This window comes from Martelella alba, from assembly GCF_006516955.1.
GTDB lineage: Bacteria > Pseudomonadota > Alphaproteobacteria > Rhizobiales > Rhizobiaceae > Martelella > Martelella alba.
Window position 1 is genome coordinate 68,673 of the sequence record NZ_VHLG01000010.1, and the last position, 17,294, is coordinate 85,966.

At 58.9% G+C, this 17,294-nt stretch carries 17 protein-coding genes; 9 read left to right on the forward strand and 8 right to left on the reverse strand.

Annotated features, from left to right (window positions below; translation table 11 throughout):
• Window positions 1–11: 11 nt before the first annotated feature.
• The 3 genes from FJU08_RS14695 to FJU08_RS14705 all read right to left on the reverse strand — a co-directional run bounded on the left by FJU08_RS14695 (window position 12) and on the right by FJU08_RS14705 (window position 2,319).
• Window positions 12–635 (reverse strand): nuclear transport factor 2 family protein, encoded by a 624-nt coding sequence (locus FJU08_RS14695; protein ID WP_210245238.1) that lies wholly within the window; start codon window positions 633–635, stop codon window positions 12–14.
• Between the two features lie 68 nt (window positions 636–703).
• On the reverse strand, window positions 704–1,555 hold the full coding sequence (locus tag FJU08_RS14700; RefSeq protein ID WP_141149776.1) for a bifunctional 5,10-methylenetetrahydrofolate dehydrogenase/5,10-methenyltetrahydrofolate cyclohydrolase: 852 nt from the start codon (window positions 1,553–1,555) through the stop codon (window positions 704–706).
• The gene (locus FJU08_RS14705) at window positions 1,555–2,319 is read right to left on the reverse strand and encodes an IclR family transcriptional regulator (protein WP_141149777.1); all 765 of its coding nucleotides are present in this window, start codon (window positions 2,317–2,319) and stop codon (window positions 1,555–1,557) included. Before FJU08_RS14705 ends, FJU08_RS14700 begins: the two co-directional genes overlap by 1 nt.
• Before the next feature lie 122 nt (window positions 2,320–2,441).
• On the opposite strand from FJU08_RS14705, the gene FJU08_RS14710 reads away from it, so the two are divergent.
• From FJU08_RS14710 to FJU08_RS14745, 8 genes are read left to right on the forward strand one after another with little or no spacing between them, the layout of a single operon-like run.
• Window positions 2,442–3,239, forward strand: a complete 798-nt coding sequence (locus FJU08_RS14710; protein ID WP_141149778.1) for a creatininase family protein — start codon at window positions 2,442–2,444, stop codon at window positions 3,237–3,239.
• Window positions 3,239–4,528: an amidohydrolase family protein gene (locus FJU08_RS14715; RefSeq protein ID WP_141149779.1), complete on the forward strand. Its 1,290-nt coding sequence runs from the start codon at window positions 3,239–3,241 to the stop codon at window positions 4,526–4,528. Before FJU08_RS14710 ends, FJU08_RS14715 begins: the two co-directional genes overlap by 1 nt.
• The gene (locus FJU08_RS14720) at window positions 4,525–5,916 is read left to right on the forward strand and encodes an FAD-binding oxidoreductase (RefSeq protein WP_141149780.1); all 1,392 of its coding nucleotides are present in this window, start codon (window positions 4,525–4,527) and stop codon (window positions 5,914–5,916) included. The genes FJU08_RS14715 and FJU08_RS14720 overlap by 4 nt, the downstream gene beginning before the upstream one ends.
• A 47-nt stretch (window positions 5,917–5,963) precedes the next feature.
• Window positions 5,964–6,545, forward strand: a complete 582-nt coding sequence (locus FJU08_RS14725) for an NAD(P)H-dependent oxidoreductase (RefSeq protein WP_141149781.1) — start codon at window positions 5,964–5,966, stop codon at window positions 6,543–6,545.
• A gap of 28 nt (window positions 6,546–6,573) precedes the next feature.
• On the forward strand, window positions 6,574–7,377 hold the full coding sequence (locus FJU08_RS14730; protein WP_210245239.1) for an ABC transporter ATP-binding protein: 804 nt from the start codon (window positions 6,574–6,576) through the stop codon (window positions 7,375–7,377).
• Complete coding sequence (locus FJU08_RS14735; protein ID WP_141149782.1) at window positions 7,370–8,227, forward strand: ABC transporter permease; 858 nt, start codon at window positions 7,370–7,372, stop codon at window positions 8,225–8,227. Before FJU08_RS14730 ends, FJU08_RS14735 begins: the two co-directional genes overlap by 8 nt.
• A gap of 43 nt (window positions 8,228–8,270) precedes the next feature.
• Window positions 8,271–9,428, forward strand: coding sequence for a hypothetical protein (locus FJU08_RS14740; protein ID WP_210245240.1), 1,158 nt, complete (start codon window positions 8,271–8,273; stop codon window positions 9,426–9,428).
• On the forward strand, window positions 9,425–10,303 hold the full coding sequence (locus tag FJU08_RS14745; RefSeq protein WP_210245241.1) for a bifunctional 5,10-methylenetetrahydrofolate dehydrogenase/5,10-methenyltetrahydrofolate cyclohydrolase: 879 nt from the start codon (window positions 9,425–9,427) through the stop codon (window positions 10,301–10,303). The genes FJU08_RS14740 and FJU08_RS14745 overlap by 4 nt, the downstream gene beginning before the upstream one ends.
• On the opposite strand, the gene FJU08_RS14750 is transcribed toward FJU08_RS14745, so the two are convergent.
• Both FJU08_RS14750 and FJU08_RS14755 read right to left on the reverse strand, forming a co-directional pair.
• Complete coding sequence (locus FJU08_RS14750; protein ID WP_141149783.1) at window positions 10,279–10,518, reverse strand: tautomerase family protein; 240 nt, start codon at window positions 10,516–10,518, stop codon at window positions 10,279–10,281. The two genes, FJU08_RS14745 and FJU08_RS14750, sit on opposite strands and share 25 nt — an antisense overlap.
• A gap of 91 nt (window positions 10,519–10,609) precedes the next feature.
• Window positions 10,610–11,353 (reverse strand): GntR family transcriptional regulator, encoded by a 744-nt coding sequence (locus FJU08_RS14755; protein WP_141149784.1) that lies wholly within the window; start codon window positions 11,351–11,353, stop codon window positions 10,610–10,612.
• A gap of 790 nt (window positions 11,354–12,143) precedes the next feature.
• Here FJU08_RS14755 and FJU08_RS14760 point away from each other — a divergent pair.
• Window positions 12,144–12,758 (forward strand): response regulator, encoded by a 615-nt coding sequence (locus FJU08_RS14760; protein WP_141149785.1) that lies wholly within the window; start codon window positions 12,144–12,146, stop codon window positions 12,756–12,758.
• 140 nt (window positions 12,759–12,898) lie between these two features.
• Here the strand turns inward: FJU08_RS14760 and FJU08_RS14765 are convergent, their stop codons facing one another.
• From FJU08_RS14765 to FJU08_RS14775, 3 genes are all read right to left on the reverse strand, one after another.
• Complete coding sequence (locus tag FJU08_RS14765) at window positions 12,899–13,882, reverse strand: glycosyltransferase family 2 protein (RefSeq protein WP_141149786.1); 984 nt, start codon at window positions 13,880–13,882, stop codon at window positions 12,899–12,901.
• Window positions 13,883–14,084: 202 nt separating this feature from the next.
• Complete coding sequence (locus FJU08_RS14770) at window positions 14,085–16,688, reverse strand: hybrid sensor histidine kinase/response regulator (RefSeq protein WP_141149787.1); 2,604 nt, start codon at window positions 16,686–16,688, stop codon at window positions 14,085–14,087.
• Between the two features lie 9 nt (window positions 16,689–16,697).
• The gene (locus FJU08_RS14775; RefSeq protein WP_141149788.1) at window positions 16,698–17,207 is read right to left on the reverse strand and encodes a putative pterin-binding protein; all 510 of its coding nucleotides are present in this window, start codon (window positions 17,205–17,207) and stop codon (window positions 16,698–16,700) included.
• Window positions 17,208–17,294 lie beyond the last annotated feature (87 nt).

Below are 17,294 nucleotides of genomic sequence, written 5' to 3' on the forward strand. Positions count from 1 at the left end.
GGAAAAGGGGGTTAGCCATCGCATTCGTTGACCGGCGCTGCCTTGACGATGGGAAAGCATGAGGCCCACTTCTCGGTCCGGGCCGGCCAGGGCGAAAGCGTTTCCGGGCTCTCTTCCAGCTGCAGCACGCCAAGCGCCTGCAGATCCTTCACACGGCCGTCGAGATATTCCTTGATCACCGTGATCTTTCCATCGGTGACATGGGCCACCCAGACATCGTTGACCACCTGGCGATTGCCGCGCTGGAAGGTGCGGAACTGCAATTCGGCAGCGATCCGGCCCGTTTCGGTATCAACGAAGAAGGCATCGGCCGGCAGGTAGATCGATGTATCCTTGGCGGCGTCACAAAATGCCGCGAGATCGGCCAGCATCTTGTCCTTGCCGGTGTAGCTGGTGGTTGGATAGGAGAAAGCGACGTCCTCGGCGACCGCATTTTCCATCAGCGCCTTGTCGCAGGCCGCCCAGGATGAGGCGAGATCAAGGACAAGATTCTCCATCTCGGCGCGGGCCGGGTCGGTAGAGACCGTGCCGGCAAAGGTTACCCCTGGCCGGATTTCTTCGGCACTGGCATTGGCGGCAACAAGGCCCATGGCGAAGCTGACCGCAACAAGCGCGCGGCGAAAATTGGTGTTCATGCTGTTATCCCCTGTCCTGTTCGTTTACCGAACTTTTGATCGAATAAAGAAATTCAACCTGATTTTTATCAGATTGACAAGTCTTTCCCTTCTGTCGTTCCCGCAAGGGCGGCATCGGCGATATTGGTGAAGAGATACGCCGTCGTCAGCGGCCCGACGCCATCAGGCACATGGGTGATGATTGCCGCCTTTCCCATGACCGCCTCCAGATCCACATCACCGACAAGACCCGCAGCCGTGCGGTTAATCGCCACGTCGATCAGGATTGCGCCCTCGGCGATATCATCCGCGCCTATGAGACCGGGTTTCCCGGCGGCGGACACGATGATATCCGCTGCCCTCGTATGGGCGGCAAGATCACGGGTCGCGGCATGGGCGATGGTAACAGTTGCCTCGCGGTCAAGCAGCATCTGGGTCAATGGGCGTCCGACAATGCGTGAGGCGCCGATGAGCACGACATGCTGTCCGGCAAGCGGGCCGGCCAGATGTTCCGCGATTTCGGCAACAGCCATTGCGGTTGCCGGAAAACGCCCAGAATAGCCCAGCGCCAGCCGGCCGGCATTTTCCGGATGCAATCCATCAATGTCACGATCAGCGCCGATCAGCGTTGCCACCTTGGCCGCAGATACACCGGTGGGCAGCGGATAAAGCGGTGCGATTGCATCGATTTCGGGTTCATCCGCCAATGCCTGCAGGCGGCGGTAACAGTCGTCCGGCGTGGCTGGCCAGGGCTCAAACCGCAATCTGACCCCGGCCTCGCCCGCAAGGTCTGCGAGCCGCTGACCATAGGCTTTCATGCCCGCATCGCACGCATCAAGCAGGATGACGGCCAGAGGGGCAAGATTGTGCGCGGCAAGTCTGGTCCGGGTGGAGGCAATCCGCTCGGCGGCAAGGCGGTCGGCACGAAAAATCCCGGTCATCAGAAGGTCGATCCGATATTGTCGGCGCAGCGTTTCAGATGCCCGACGATTTCCATGCGCGCCCGCGGATCATATTGTCCCGGTTCGTGGATAATCGAAACGGAGCCAACCACACCGGCTGATCCGCTTAAAACCGGCACGGCAAGCGAACAGACCCGGTCGACATATTCTCCTTGTGTCCAGGAATATCCAAGCTCGCGGACGTCATCAAGAATCATCTTCAGGCGGCTATTGTCGGTTTCCGTGCGTTGCGTGAAGGTCGAATGATCGCTGGCCTGAAGAACGGCATCACGCTCGTCGTCTGGTAGAAAAGCTAGGATGGCGCGGCCAACGGCCGTTGGCAGAAGCGGTGCGCGGCTGCCGACGGTAATGCGGTTGAGGGTGAATTTCGAAGGAACCACTGAATGGGCGACATAAACCGCCTCAAGGCCATCGCGCATGGCGAAGGACACCGCTTCGCCGATCGCTTCGGTGGCATTGCGCAGGATTGGCTGGACGATCTGGGCAATGCCGCGCCCCTCAATAAAGCCCTGGCTCAGTGTCAGAATATGCGGGGTCAGTTCATAACGGCCACGATCGGCACTCAGATAGCCGAGCTGTTCCAGCGTGCGCACCAGGCGTCGGGCCACGGCCCGGTTCAGCTTCACCTTCTCGGCAATCTCGGAAATCGTGATGGCGCGGTCGCGGCCATCAAAGGCGCGTATAACGGCAAGTCCCTTGGCAAAAGTCAGCGAAACTTCCTTGTCGTTCTCATCGAGTTGCACGCCGTGTTCCCTCACTTTTTTTGACCTGGTCGGAGAAAATGCAGGCTCAATTGTGAAGCCACTTGACCGGTGTCAGATCTGGATTACTATTTTACGAACATTTGATCGATAAGCGAACACATATGTCATTTTCTATCTGGTCTCAACTCCGAACCACCGATTTTTCACAGATCGACCGGGAAAAGTCGATTGCGCTTCTGCCGGTTGGCGCGACCGAGCAGCATGGTCCGCATCTGCCGCTCAATACCGATAGCCTGCTGGCCGAGGCGATGGCGCTGGGTGCTGCGGCCAAGGCCGCTCAGGCCGATGTCTACGTTTTGCCGACGATCACCTATGCCAAGTCGGATGAGCATCTTTCCTTTCCAGGCACGCTGACGCTGGATGCGGCAACGCTGGAGGCCACAATCACCCAGATCGGACGCAGCGTCGCGCGCAGCGGATTTTCCAAGCTCGTTTTCCTCAATGCCCATGGCGGGAATGTCCCGGTGCTGCAGATTGTGGCGCGGCGCCTGCGCAATGAGGAAAAGCTCTTTTGCGTTACGGCGGGCTGGATGGGCATGGGCTTTCCGGAAGGCCTCGTCAGTGCAGAGGAGCGCGCAAGCGGTATCCATGGTGGATTTGTCGAGACCGCCGCCATGCTGCATTTCCGTCCCGATCTTGTGGATATGGATCAGGCGCGCAATTTCCGGCCCGCTTCCGCCGATGTTGCTGCCCGGAATGACGTTCTCCGTCTCGTTGGCCCCGTCGGGGCGGGCTGGATCGCCGAGGATCTGACGCCTGATGGGGTTGCCGGCAACGCAGCTGCGGCAACGGCTGAGGCGGGCCAGGCGCTCGCCGACCATGCAACGGCCCGTTTCGCCCGTCTTCTCGATGAGACTGCGGCCTACCATCCGCCGTTTTTGGCTCAGGGAGAGCGTTGATGCCGCTGCCGGTCCTGTTTCGCAATATTGCCGTCGTAAGCGCACTGACGCAGGGCTTTGCCCTGCGCGCGGCTGGTTCTGACGGGCTGTCCCACACCGATATCGCTTTCGTCGATGGTGTCTTTGCCGATGCCCGGGGCCTTGGTGAGGTCGAGGGCATTGATGCATCCGGCATGCTGCTGCTGCCGGGCTTTGTCGATTGCCATGTCCATCTCGACAAGGCCTATACCGCGCGGCGCACCGGTGTCTCACGTGCGGGTCTTGACGAGGCCGTCCGCCTTGCCATGGGTGATTTCAAAAACCGTAGCGAGGCCGATCTCGATCTGCGCATGGAGCGGGCGCTCGCGCGCGCCTTTGCCAATGGTACTGTGGCGCTCAGAACACATCTCGATACGCCTGACATGCCAGCCCAAAGCCCGGCCTGGCGCGTGCTTGGCGCGAAACGTCAGGCCTGGGCGGACCGGATTGTCATTCAGCCTGTTGCGCTGATGGCGCTTTCGCGCCTTGATGATGTTGATGATTTCGACCGCCGTGCCGGTGAAATTGCCGAGCGTGACGGTATTCTCGGTGCCTTTGTCAGCGCCGGCAGTGCAACGCCGGAACGGCTGGACCGGTTGTTTTCCATTGCCGAACGTCACCGTCTGGATATCGATCTCCATGTTGACGAGACGCTGGATGCCACTGCCAACGGGCTTTCGCTTCTGGCCGACGCGCGTCTGAGAAGCGATTTCTCCGGCCGGGTGGTTGCAGGGCATTGCTGCGCGCTGGCGCACAAGAGCCCGGAGGTTCTGGCTGATACGATCACCCGTGTTGAAAGTGCAGGGATCGATGTTGTCAGCCTGCCGATGACCAACGGCTATCTTCAGGATGCAGGTCCCGATCGCACACCGCGCCTGCGCGGGATCGCCCCGGTGAAGGAACTTGCCCAGGCAGGGATTTCCGTCGCCTTTGCCTCCGATAATGTTCAGGATGCTTTCTTCCCTTTCGGTGATTTTGACATGTTGCAGGTTCTGCGGCAGGCGGTCATGCTGGGCCAGCTTGAGTGTGACGCCGGTCAATGGCTTCCCGCCGTCTTTGACAAGCCTGCCGCAATGATGGGATTGAAGAAGACCGGCCGCATTGGGCCGGGCGCACGCGCCGATGCCGTGATTTTCGATGCCGGTGATCTCATTGATCTCTTCTCGAAGCCTTGTCTTTTCCGCCGCGTCTATCGCGCGGGCAGCGAAATTGCAGACCGGCATTTTCCAGATCGTGCTCAACACTCCCCAGAAAGGCTGAAACGCGCATGACAGCCGATATTGCCGCCGCCAAAGCGGCCCTTGCCCATCTCGATTGTGACGATCACCCGCAGACGGTGCGGCAGAAAAGCCGGGATTTCTACTGGTACAGCCCGATCCTGAAGCCGATGCTGGAAGACGTCGCCGCCGACTTTGTCGTTGCGCCACGCTCGGAGGCCGAGGTGATCGAGGTGCTTGCCACCTGCTATCGCTTTGACGTGCCGGTGACCGTGCGCGGGGGCGGAACCGGCAATTACGGTCAGGCCATGCCGCTTGCTGGCGGCTGCGTGCTGCATATGCGGCATATGGATCGCGTGATTGAAATCGCTGATGATCATCTCGTTTGTGAGGTGGGCGCCATCATCGCCGATATCGAACGGCAGGCGCGGCAAGAGGATCGCGAGATCCGGCTATTCCCCTCCACTACGGCAACAGCGACCATTGGCGGCTTCATCGCCGGCGGCTCCAGCGGCGTCGGTGCCATTCGCTGGGGCGGGCTCAGAACGCCAGGCAATATCCGCCGCGTCCGGCTTGTGACGATGGAGGAGCGTCCGCGCATTGTTGAATTGCAGGGCGAGGATATCTTCAAGGCGGCGCATGCCTACGGCGTGAACGGTGTGATGACCGAAATCGAAATCCCCGTAGATCCGGCCGGTGACTGGGTCGACGTTCTGATCGGCGCGGAAGATTTTGCCGCAGCAACGCGGCTGGCCTTTGCCATCGGCAAGGCGGAGACCATCAAGAAACGCATGGTCTCGACGTTTGAGCCTGAAATTCCGGCGCGCTATTTCACCCGCCATGCGCCTTTTCTCCATGAGGGCGAGGCCCTTGTCGCGGTTATGGCGGCGCGGGATGATCTTGATGCGCTGGCAATGCTTGCCGCTGACCATGGCGCAAGCCTGCGTTTTCGTGCGGATCGTGACGGCGCTGGTAAAAGACTGCCGCCAGCCTATGAGATCGCCTGGAACCACACGACGCTCAGGGCACTGAAGATCGATCCGGATACCACCACCTATCTCCAGATGATGCTGCCATCCGACGATCTTTATGCCGCGATGGAGCGGGTAAAGGCCATCTTCGGCGATGAATTGCTGCTGCATAGTGAATTTACCCGCTTTTCCGGCCGGGTCTCGGCGGTGTTTCTGCCGCTGGTGCGCTATAGCGACAATGCCCGTCTTGAGGAGATCATCCTCATCCTTGAGCGCGATCTCGGCGTCACCGTCTTCAATCCGCATCGCCTGACGCTGGAGGAAGGCGGCATGAAGCGCACCGATCTCGGCCAGCTCGCCTTCAAACGCGAAACCGATCCCAAGGGACTGATGAACCCGGGAAAAATGATCGCCTGGACGAATCCCGACTGGACAGCCGAACCGGGCAAGGCCTTTCTTTTCACTCATTGATTCTGACCTGGCCGAAAGCCGGTCAAATCCGATATTTCGAGACCATTATGAGAGTTCACGTCATCTACGCCCATCCCCTTAATGACAGCCTTGCGGCAAAGCTGCATGAGACCGTGGTCGAAAGTCTGATTGCCGCCGGTCATCAGGTCGACGATCTCGATCTTTACGCGGAGAAATTCGATCCGGTTCTGTCCGCTGACGACCGTCGTGAATACCATGATATCCCTGAAAACCGGGCCCGGATCGATCCCTATGTCGCACGGCTTCAGGCCGCCGATGCGCTGGTTCTGTGCCATCCGGTTTGGAATTTCGGCTGGCCGGCCATCCTGAAGGGCTATTTCGATCGCGTCTTTCTGCCGGATGTTTCTTTCAAGCTCACCGATGGCAAGCTTGGGCCGGGGCTGACCAATATCCGCAAGCTGGCAACGGTGACCACCTATGGATCGAAGCGCTGGCGGGCAGCCTTTCTCGGCGATGCCCCGCGCAAGAATGCGACCCGTTTCCTCCGTGTCGTCTGCGCGCCGGGGGTGAAGGTGGAATATCATGCGCTCTACGACATGAATAATGTCGGCGAACACAAAACCGCCGCTTATATCGAGAAGATCCGCCAGGCCATGCTTCGCTTCTGACCGGGGACAGCAATCAGAAAGGCGCGTCATGACGACCACGACTGCAAAAGATCCTGCGGCTGACGATGCCGCGCGGCAGGATGATCCGCCGGCAATTGCCTTCGAGCAGGTCTCGATGCGTTTTCCCGATGGCACGCTTGCGCTGCGCGATGTCAACCTGAAGGTCATGCCCGGCGAATTCATTTCGCTGATCGGCCCATCGGGCTGCGGCAAGTCCACCCTCTTGAAGATTGCCAGTGGCCTTGTCTCCCATACGCAGGGCGATGTCTGGGTCGACCGGGAAAATCTCGGCTATACGTTTCAGGATGCAACGCTGATGCCCTGGCGTAGCGTCAGGGACAATGTCGAACTGCTGATGGAACTACGCGGTTATCCGCCAGCCAGGCGCGCGCGCATAGCCCGCGAAAAGATCGAACTGGTTGGCCTTTCCGGTTTTGAGGATCACTATCCGGCACGGCTTTCCGGCGGCATGAAAATGCGTGTCTCGCTCGCTCGTTCGCTGGCGCTCAATCCCAATGTCTTCATGTTTGACGAACCCTTCGGCGCGCTCGACGAGATTACCCGCGAGCGGCTGAACGAAGAGGTTCTGACCCTTTACGGGCGCGAAAAGCTGACCGGCATTTTCGTCACCCACTCCATTGCCGAAGCCGTCTACATGTCCGGAAAAGTGGTGTTGATGTCGCCGCGGCCGGGTCGGATTGTCGAGGTGTTTGACGTGCCCTTTGGCTATCCGCGTCGGCCGGAACTCCGTTATGATCCAGCCTTCTCGGCGCTTTGCGGGACGCTTTCGGCGGCGTTGAGGCAGACGATCGAGGATAGCCAGGATGACTGAGACAGACGCGCCAAAGATCACCCGCTATCCGGCGACGCCATTGCCTGGCGCACCATCGCTTGGCAAACGCATGGCGCGCGAGCTTTTGCCGCCGGTGCTGATGGGCATTGTCATCGTCATTGCCTATCATGTGCTGCGCTCCACGCTTCCCGAACATCGCCTGTTCTTGATGCCGGATTCGCGCGGCATGTGGGAACAGGTGCTGACGAGACCCGACTTTCTCGCCGAGCTCCTTAACCGCTCGCTGAAGACGATCTCGATTGCTTTGGCCGGACTTTTGATCTCGATCCCGCTCGGCATTGTTCTCGCCATCGTCATGTTCCGCTTTTATGTGATGGAAAAGGCGGTCTTTCCCTATCTCGTGGCGCTGCAGTCCATTCCCGTTATGGCGATCATTCCGCTGATCCAGAGCGCCATAGGGTTCGGCTTTTTCCCAAAGGTTTTGATCGTCGCGCTCTTCACCTTTTTCGCCATTCCGACAACATTGCTGCTCGGTCTGAAAAGTGTCGACCGCAACATCATCAACCTCTTCAAGCTGCAAAATGCCAGCTGGTGGGTCATGTTGACAAAGGCCGGACTGCCCTCCTCCGCACCAACACTGTTTGCGGGGCTGCGCATTTCTGGCTCGCTGGCCGTGATCGCCGCCATTGTCTCGGAACTCTTCTTTCTGTCGGGGCGTGGCGGGCTGGGTCAGCTCTTGATGAATGCCAAGATCGACTTCAAATACGAACAGATGTATGCCGCACTGATCATGTCGTCATTGCTGTCGATCGCGGTCTATCTGATGTTCAATTGGCTCGGGAACCGGCTGTTTTCGAACTGGCACGAATCCGGCGGCAAACCGCAATAGCGGGCCGGCAACACAAGGCCCAAAAGGGACAAAGGGGAATTCGATGAAGATGTTTCACAAGGCCGCTCTGACCGGCGTTCTGACACTGGCAACGCTTTCCGCCGGCAACGCTGCCGCTGGTGAATTTGCCGAAAGCCACTACACGACGCCGCTCGGCGATGTCTGCCCCAATCCGCTGATCCTGCAGAAGGACTGGCTGGCCGAGGCCGAGCAGGGCATGATCTATCAGCTGATCGGATCCGGCGGCAAGATGGAGAGCGGTAAATATACCGGTCCGCTCGGCTCCACCGGCATCGACCTGGAAATCCTCGAAGGCGGCGGCGGCATTGGCCTGGGCGATGGCGAAACCGCCTATTCCGCGCTCTATATGGGTAATTCCCGCGCCGGTGTCGTGCCTGATATCGCCTATCAGGAACTCGACAATTCCTTCATCTTCTCCAAGCGCTTTCCGGTTGTCGGTGTCTTCGCACCGCTTGATGTCGCCCCGACGGCGCTCCTGTGGGACAAGGCCACTTATCCGGACGGTTTCAAGTCCATCGATGATCTCAAGGTCTTTGCTGCATCCGACAAGGGCAAGATCTATGTCTCGACCATCAAACGCACTTTCGGCCGCAATCTGGTTGACGAGGGCGTGCCGGAGGACGCCTTTATCGAAGGTTACCGCGGTGATCTGGAGAATTTCGTCACCCATAATGGCAGCTGGCTGAACCAGGGCTTCGTCACCAACGAAGTCTACAAGCTGGAAAACGGTCAGAACTGGTCCAAGCCGATCGATTATCTGCTGATCAACGATCTCGGCTATCGCAATTATACCGGCATGCTCTCGGTCGCCAAAAACCGGCTTGACGAGCTGACGCCCTGCCTCACCAAGCTGGTGCCGCTGTTCCAGCAGGCTGCCGTCGACTATGCCAATGATCCGGCCGAGGTCAACGCGGTGATCTATGAGTTCAATGAGGGAGGCAATGCCGTTGGCTGGTGGAAGACCGACAAGGATCTGCTTGCCTATGCGTCGAAGGCCATGGTCGACAACCATCTGATCGGCAACGGACCGGATGATACGATCGGTGATTTCGACATGGATCGTGTTGCCGAGATGCTCGAAATCGTCCGCCCGACGCTGGATGAGCGTTCCGATATGGATGTCAAGCCGGAGGATGTGGTCACCAACCAGTTCATCGATCCGGCGATCGGCCTGAAATGAGCGGACCGATGGCGTGTCTTCTAGACGGCGATGCCTTTGCCGCGTCTTTGCGTCAGGATATGGCGAAGCGCGTTCATGCGCTTTCGCTGGCTGGCCGGCCGCTGAAACTTGTAACCCTGCTTGTCGGTGATAATCCGGCAAGCAGTGCCTATATCGCCCGAAAACATGCCGATTGTGCCGAACTTGGCATTCTGTCGGAAGATCTGAGGCTTCCGGCGATCATTGATCAGCAGCGGCTGATGGCTGAAATCGCGCGGCTTAACGCCGATGACAGCGTCACCGGTTTTCTGGTGCAGCTGCCTTTGCCCACGCATCTGAATGAAGCGGAAGCCCTTGAAGCGGTCAGCCCGGCGAAAGATATTGACGGTCTGCACCCAATCAATCTGGGGCGGCTCCTTGCCGGCACACCCGGCCTGCTGCCCTGCACGCCCCATGCGATCTGGAAGCTTCTCACGCATCACGATATCCCGCTTGCCGGGCGCCATGTCACCATCATCGGCCGCGGTGCGCTCGTCGGCCGGCCGCTCGCCATGCTTTTGACCCTCAAGGGGATCGACGCAACGCTCACGCTGCTGAACAGTGCAACGCCGGATCTGGCCGACTTCACCCGGTCAGCCGATGTCGTCATTTCGGCGGCAGGCGTCGCCGGCCTTGTGACCGCGTCCATGATCCGGCCCGGTGCCACAGTGGTCGGCGTTGGCATCAGCTATGGTGCGGATGGTGAAATGATTTCTGACATCGCCGATGATGTTGCCGCGACAGCGCAAGCGGTGACTCCACGCCATGGCTCGGTCGGAGCCGTAACGCGGGCGATGCTGCTTGAAAATCTGATTGCGATTGCCGAGGCCGGTCAGGCCTTGTCGAAGGGGTTGTAGCCCGGTTTCTTGTAGAGCGTTTCCGCGCTTTCAAGGATATCCGGCCGGTAAACCTTTTCGGGCCATTCTTCAGGCGAGAACTCTTCAATCGCCACCGATACAGCCTTTTCAGAACAGCCTGCCCCTTCCATCACGGCTTTGGTCAGAAGATCGGCGATCTTCTGCTTCTGTTCATCGGTGCGGCCGGCAAAAAGCTTGAGCTGGACATGGGGCATGAAACGTTCCTCTTTCGGTTTTCCGCGAGACAAGCGCCGAACGCGTGCCAAGTCAACCGAAAGCAGCCTCGCTCAGGTAAAATCATCCCTGTCAGCTTGTGACCAGCCGTAAGCCTGGCACGCGCGGCACAAGCGAGCGGTCCTGTTTCATGACGAAATCGAGATTGCGGCGGGCGATCTGCGCATGTTCGCGGCCGAGTGCCTCGGCGCGCGCACCTTCGCGCCGCTCCAGCGCTTCCAGCATGTCGTGGTGCTGGCGCTGGGCAACAAAGAGCGAGCGGCGAAAGGCCATCACATCGTCCTGGGCTTCGAGAAAGGCGCTCGGCGCGGCAAAGGGCATGCGGCGCGTGCGCTCGAGTTCGCGGCGCATGGTCTGCGATCCCGGCAGCAATGCCAGCAGACTGTGAAAGGCAGCGTTGAGTGTGACATAGCGGTTGTAATCGAGATCCTCGATATGGTCGGCGAATGTCTCGTCCATGGCGAGAACCAGTTCACGCATCTGCTCAAGGAGTTCGGGATCAACGCCACGTTCGGCCGCAAGCCGCAGCGCCGTGCCTTCGAGTACGCCGCGCAACTCGATTGCATCGCAGACATCGGCCAGCGAGAAACGGCGTACGGCATAGCCGCCTGCCGGAAGGCGTTCCAGCAGGCCCTCTTCTTCCAAACGGAAAAGAGCGGCTCTCAAGGGGGTACGCGACACGCCGAGTTCAATCGACAGTGCGACCTCCGAAAGCCGCTCTCCGGGCGCGACTCCTCCTCCCAGAACAAGATTGCGCAGGCCGAGAAGCGCATTCAGCGCCTGTTGGTCCCGCACGCTCTTATGATCCGCGCCCATATTGCTTTCCTCCCGAGCAAATCATCCAGCCAGATGGTGGCCCCTTGCTCTTTTTCGATTTATCTTTCACGAAACCCGTATTGATAAATTCTTATCCCGTAACAATAGGTATTGTATACACAGGCCGTCAAGACCTTACGCCACTATCGTCTTATAATTGCATTGTCCGTGCGAATAGCTGCGAAATGCTAATTGTCGCTCGTTCAGACCAAGGGTTCACTTTCATTTTGCACCAATATTGAAAGGAACTGTATACAAACCAAAGCGCCTGCGAGAAGACGGAGCCGCCGGCCCTGAGGCTGACGACCCCTACCGGCGCACCCGGATCTTCAGAGGAGATTTGAAACGTCCAGAAGGGGCGAGGCGGAGAGCTAGCCTCTTAGGTGCTGTTCCCTCCGCCTCGGTTGCATCGCCACAGGGGGGGGCGCGGCGATGCAAGTGTGAGCAAGAAGCCTCAAATCTTTCGTCTTGGTGCTGCCTTGCGATGACTGGACAGTCGCATGAAACGGGACCTTTCATCTATCGTTCTGAAGCACATTCGCTTGCTTCCTTCGGATAGCTGCGGCCCGAATGGCGTGGTCTCCTACCTCTTACGCATCACCCGCTATCCTTTCGGATAGTCGCCAGTTACTCATGCGGTCCCATGCGCAGCAATTGAACCGATAAGTTGACCTTACCAAAGCAAAGACCGTCTGATACCTTGTCGAACACAATAGTCGCTTTGCCTTGATTGATACGCCGAATGGCGTTCGGCTCTGACAGAGCGGCGAACACGATAGGGAGGGCCCCGATGAAGCTGTTGATTGCAGACGACCATGAGCTGGTTCGCGACACGATCTGTGCCTTTCTTGCCCAGGAACCGGGTTTCGACATTTCCGTCGCCGCAGATTTCCCCGAGGCGGCCACCCGGATGGAGCGCGAGGCACCGTTTGATCTGGTTCTGCTGGACTATTCCATGCCAGGCATGAACGGGCTTGAGGGGCTGGCCAAGGCGAAGACGTTGAATTTTGGCAGTCCGGTTGCCATTATTTCCGGCACGGCATCACGTGCGGTTGCCGAAGAAGCGCTCGCCTCTGGAGCGGCCGGTTTTCTGCCAAAGACATTGCCGGCCAAGACGCTTGTTCATGCGATCCGCTTCATGGCCGCCGGGGAACAATATGCGCCCGTGCAATTTCTGACGGACAAGGAGGAAACGAAGGTCCATCCACTCGCCGAGAAGCTGACCAAGCGCGAGATGGACGTTCTGAAGGGATTGATTGAAGGACAGTCGAACAAGGAAATTGCCCGTGGTCTCGACCTGCAGGAAGTCACGGTCAAACTTCATGTAAAAACGCTTTGCCGCAAGCTGGAAGCGAAGAACCGCACCATGGCGGCGATGATCGCCAAGGAAGCGGGGCTGTTCTAGAGCGCCGTGCATCCATTCGGATGGACAAAGAACGATGCTGTGGGATAGCGGGCGTCTAGTCATTATCGCTCGATGCTCTGGCCCATAGCCGGATCATCCAGCCTGAACAGCACGGCCAAACGCCGATCGGCCGGTCGGGATTACGGCGCGTGGGTACCCTGTTGCGGCTGCCCTTGGCGTTCGCTCCGCGTGGCGAGCGCCGCAGCCTCCGTCCCGGCGATAAGAGCTTTTCTGTTCAGCATTGCCGCGCCGGTACGGCGCAGGCAAAGGCCTGGCCAGTAGAACAGCATTGTCGGTGTCAGAGTAAAGGCCTCCAGCGCCAGTTTCATGGCCGTTCCATAGCCGCCACCGCATCGAAAGGCACGGCAGGAAAGCCGGCTCAGATGGGTTGCCAGAAGCTTGTCGGCCCGTTGTCGGGGCGGAGACCATCCTCTTGCCCGCGCCTTTTCCGCGGCCATTTCCCAGCCCTTGCGCAGCGATTCCAGTTCACCGGGCTCATTACAGCGCGGGATATGCATATGGGTGAGAAACTGGTCGATCCCGCGTATCCGCGCGCCTTTCGCCTGCAGCCGCAGCAGCCAGTCGAGAAAGTTGCCGTAAAGCATGCCAGTGTCGAAGCCGCCTGCCTCCTCGTACCAGCTGCGCTTGACGACGAAATTCGATATCGTCAGAACCGGGTTCTCCCCGAGAAGATCAAGCATGTTCAGATCGTGCTCGCGAATACGGGTGACGATGAGAAGGGTCACGGGATCAAGCCTGAAGCAGCCGACCCGACCATAGACTGCAGCGGTTTCATCCGTTTCGATCATCCGCTTCAGCGACATGGCCAGCTTGTCGGGCGCCCATCTGTCGCCAGCATCAATGAAAGCAAGGTATCGGCCGGCGGCGCTGGAGACGGCAAAATTGCGGGCGTGACTGGCACTTTTTTGAACTTCGAAGAACGGTTTCACGCGCGGATCGCGAGCGCTGTATCCGGCGATGATTTCACGGCTTTCATCCACCGAACCGCCGTCAACGATCAGGATTTCAAAATCCCGGAAGGTCTGGGCCAGGACAGTTTCCAGCGTGGCTGCGATATGACGCGCCGCATTGAGACAGGGCATGATGATCGAGACGGTGGACATGGATGCCTTTCAGGAGAGCAAGCATTTATATCGCAGAGTAGCCATGTCTTAGCCGATCGGGATGAGCGCAGGAGAAACGAGGGCGGATAGTGGTGATCTCATGAGGTGTGCCAGCCTATCCATCGGTATAGAAAACGCCGGTACAATGTCAGCGAAAACAGGATGATATGCGCTGGATTGGAGAGCTGGCGCCCGAAGGGGATTAGCCTGTGCGGGGAGGCGCAGTCTTCAGTGCCTGAAGCGTTTCATTGGCCGCGCAAGACACGGCTTCACGAAGATTTTGAAGATCGGAGCGGTCGTCAGCCTTACATGCCATTTCCAGTGCCTGCAGAGCCCGGCGTAACTTGCGGGCGCCAAAAACGGCGGCTGAACCGGCGAGCTTGTGGGCAGCATCGGCCCATTGCGGCAATGTCCGCCCTTCCGCGAGTTGATCGTCAAGCACATTTGTCAGTTCCTGACGAAAGCGCTCCATCTGACGCGAAAAAAGCGCTGGCGGTAAAGCGGCGGCGAGTTCACGAAAGGTCTCGTGGTCGAAAAGCTCATGCGATTCTGCTGATATTGCGCTGCTTTCCGGCTGTGTCTTGCCGGATTTACCTGCATATTGCGCCAGAACCCCGGCCAGCCTTGCGGCGCGCAACGGCTTGAAAATGCAGTCCTGCATGCCAGCTTCCAGCATCCGCTGCCGCTCCTCCGGCAGGGCATGGGCGGTGAGGCCGATAATAACGCTTTGTTGCGATGCTCCATCGCCGGAACGGATGATCTCTGTCGCGCGGATCCCGTCCAGCCGCGGCATTGATACATCCATGAAAATAATATCGAAACGCCTGGCTGCGGCGGCTTCGACACCCTGCTGGCCATCAACAGCCTCGACGATCCGGCAGCCATGGCGGCGCAGCATTTCGCGGGCGATGAAGCGGTTGGTCTCATTGTCCTCGACCAGCAGGATATCAAGGGCGAACTGCGCCCGGTTCGGCGTCGTTTGTGCCACGATCTCATTTTCATGTTCGGCCTGAAGATCCGGCTCGGCAAGCGGCGGCAGGCTGAGGGTGAACACGCTGCCCTGCCCCAAATTGCTTTCAACGCTCAGCGTTCCCCCCATCAGCGTTGCGATCCGCCGGGCAATGCCGAGACCGAGGCCCGAACCGGCCACCTTGCGACCATAAGAGGAATCGAGCATGACGAAATCATCGAAGATACGTTGCTGATCAGCGCTGCTGATGCCAATTCCGGTATCGACAACCGAAAAATCGATCCCGTTTTCGTCTCCGCGTGCTCTGAGCGTGATCGTGCCGTTTTCGGTAAATTTCACAGCGTTTCCGATCAGATTGATCAGCACCTGGCGCAGATAGTGACGGTCCTGCACGAAATCTTCGATGCCGTCGGCGATGTCAACGACAATCTGGTTGCCCGATTTTGCCGCTTCCGGCGTACTGATCCGCTGCAATTCGTTGAGCAGGCGGGACACCGAAAAACCGGCAGGATTGAGCGTTGCCGCACCGGCTTCCAGTCGGGTGATATCCAGAACCTCGTTGATCCGCCGTTGCAGGATCTCGCCTGAGGTCAACGCCGTTTGCAGATAGGATTTCTGTTTTGCCGTCAACCGGGTTTCGCCGAGCATGTCGAGCACACCGATCACGCCATTCAACGGCGTGCGCATTTCATGGCTCATGACGGCGAGGAATTCCGACTTCGCCCGCGCCGTCGCAATGGCTTCGTCGCGGGCGGCCGTCAGCGTTTCCTGCATCTTTTTTCGATCGGAAATGTCGCGAATATAGACCGTGAAGATTGCTCCGTCGCTGCCGCGGGTGAAGCCGAAGGAGATTTCGGCGGGAAAGCGCGCGCCATCGATGCGCTGGGCTTCGATCTCAAGCCGTTCCGACACATGGGAGTGCTGTCCGTTTTCGGCGAGATATTGTGCCCGGCTGTCGAGGTGCATCCTGCGCCGTTCCGGCGGGATGATCAGGTCTTCGACCTTACGGCCGAGCACATTTTCACGGTGAAAGCCGAAGACGCGCTCGGCGGCGGCATTGCAATCGAGAATGCGTCCATCCTCCGCCGTTACCAGGATCGGATCGAGCGACACCCCGACTGCGCTGGAATACAGTTCATTGCTGACCCGCAGGGCCTCCGAACGGCGGCGTGAGATCCTTGCCTGAAACACAAGCAAAAGCAGGGCCACCACCATGGCGACAAGAACGATCGCTGTAACGATGCTTGTCTCGATCAGGAGGACGGAAAAGGACTGTCGCTGGGCGTCGGCGTTTGTGGCCAGAACACGAATCCCCTCCAGCATCAGGCGGCGCACATCAGTCTGGATAGCGCTGAACTGCCTGAACAGATCCGGTAGAGCAGCCTCCAATGTTGCATCGTCGGCATCAATCACCGGGAGTGCGGCCGCAAGCGTTGCCTGAATGTTTCCAAGCGCTTTCATAGCGCGGGGCTGATCGGTCAGGCGGACAAAAACCTCACCCTGCCGCAGCGTGGCAACACGACTGTAAAAGATATCGAAGCGCTGACGGACATCTGCCAGTGAACTGTCGGCATGGAGCACCTGTTCATGATTATAGGCATCGATGGCGCCATCGACGGTCTGGGTGAGAACGAGAAGCTCAACCTGAACCTGGGCAAGCGCCCATTGCATGCTGTCAGAAGGCGCAGCCTGCAGGCTTCTGACCTCGCGCACCAATTGCAGGCCCAGCGACAGCAACAGCAGACCGGTCGCCGTCGCCGTGATGGCGGCGGCGGCATAGCGCAGCCATCGATGCTTCCTGCCTGCTGCAGTTTCGCGCTGGTTCATATGGGCCATTGGTTAAGCTCAGTCTTCAACCTCGATTTTGGCCAATTGCCAGATGCTCTGCGAATAGGTCACTTCGCTGCGATATGCAGGGTTGTCGTCAAAGGGGAACACCAGCCATAGCGGGCCCTTGTCGCGCACCGACATCTCTTCACCATCGAGATGCGAGGCGATGATCGGGGCTTTCGGGTCTATATCGGCGACTGGAATTTCGACGGCATAGTCGTTGAGAGCCACGAGCTTCAGCATTTTGCCGTTTGCGCCGACAAGCCCAAGAAGGTCCGAAAGTGGCACGCCGGAGAAATGGTTTGTGCCTTCGGTCCAGACCGTGCCTGTGGTGAAATCTTCCTGCGGCAGGGCATCCAGCATGGCCCGGTCAAAAACGGCCTCGCCGTCCGGCGTGTTCGTGGCTGAAATCGCACCGGAAACGCGCAGGATCACCGGCCCCTCCGGCATGGCCAGATCAGCTGCGGAAACAGATGTTGCAAGTCCGCAAACAAGAACCGCGTAGCACAGCAGTCGAGGATACATGGTGATTGCCCTTGAATATTGTCTTCGATCGTTCGGGCAATTATCGACAGTTGCGGCGTGCCATGAAAGAGCGCGTCCGCATGGTTG

Excerpts from the sequence above, each read along its gene's own strand:
- FJU08_RS14760 (WP_141149785.1), top strand. The coding sequence starts at position 12,144 with ATGAAGCTGTTGATTGCAGACGACCATGAGCTGGTTCGCGACACGATC.
- FJU08_RS14755 (WP_141149784.1), bottom strand. The coding sequence starts at position 11,353 with ATGGGCGCGGATCATAAGAGCGTGCGGGACCAACAGGCGCTGAATGCG.
- FJU08_RS14700 (WP_141149776.1), bottom strand. The coding sequence starts at position 1,555 with ATGACCGGGATTTTTCGTGCCGACCGCCTTGCCGCCGAGCGGATTGCC.
- FJU08_RS14735 (WP_141149782.1), top strand. The coding sequence starts at position 7,370 with ATGACTGAGACAGACGCGCCAAAGATCACCCGCTATCCGGCGACGCCA.
- FJU08_RS14770 (WP_141149787.1), bottom strand. The coding sequence starts at position 16,688 with ATGGCCCATATGAACCAGCGCGAAACTGCAGCAGGCAGGAAGCATCGA.
- FJU08_RS14730 (WP_210245239.1), top strand. The coding sequence starts at position 6,574 with ATGACGACCACGACTGCAAAAGATCCTGCGGCTGACGATGCCGCGCGG.
- FJU08_RS14745 (WP_210245241.1), top strand. The coding sequence starts at position 9,425 with ATGAGCGGACCGATGGCGTGTCTTCTAGACGGCGATGCCTTTGCCGCG.
- FJU08_RS14720 (WP_141149780.1), top strand. The coding sequence starts at position 4,525 with ATGACAGCCGATATTGCCGCCGCCAAAGCGGCCCTTGCCCATCTCGAT.
- FJU08_RS14710 (WP_141149778.1), top strand. The coding sequence starts at position 2,442 with ATGTCATTTTCTATCTGGTCTCAACTCCGAACCACCGATTTTTCACAG.
- FJU08_RS14775 (WP_141149788.1), bottom strand. The coding sequence starts at position 17,207 with ATGTATCCTCGACTGCTGTGCTACGCGGTTCTTGTTTGCGGACTTGCA.
- FJU08_RS14740 (WP_210245240.1), top strand. The coding sequence starts at position 8,271 with ATGAAGATGTTTCACAAGGCCGCTCTGACCGGCGTTCTGACACTGGCA.
- FJU08_RS14725 (WP_141149781.1), top strand. The coding sequence starts at position 5,964 with ATGAGAGTTCACGTCATCTACGCCCATCCCCTTAATGACAGCCTTGCG.
- FJU08_RS14750 (WP_141149783.1), bottom strand. The coding sequence starts at position 10,518 with ATGCCCCATGTCCAGCTCAAGCTTTTTGCCGGCCGCACCGATGAACAG.
- FJU08_RS14715 (WP_141149779.1), top strand. The coding sequence starts at position 3,239 with ATGCCGCTGCCGGTCCTGTTTCGCAATATTGCCGTCGTAAGCGCACTG.
- FJU08_RS14765 (WP_141149786.1), bottom strand. The coding sequence starts at position 13,882 with ATGTCCACCGTCTCGATCATCATGCCCTGTCTCAATGCGGCGCGTCAT.
- FJU08_RS14695 (WP_210245238.1), bottom strand. The coding sequence starts at position 635 with ATGAACACCAATTTTCGCCGCGCGCTTGTTGCGGTCAGCTTCGCCATG.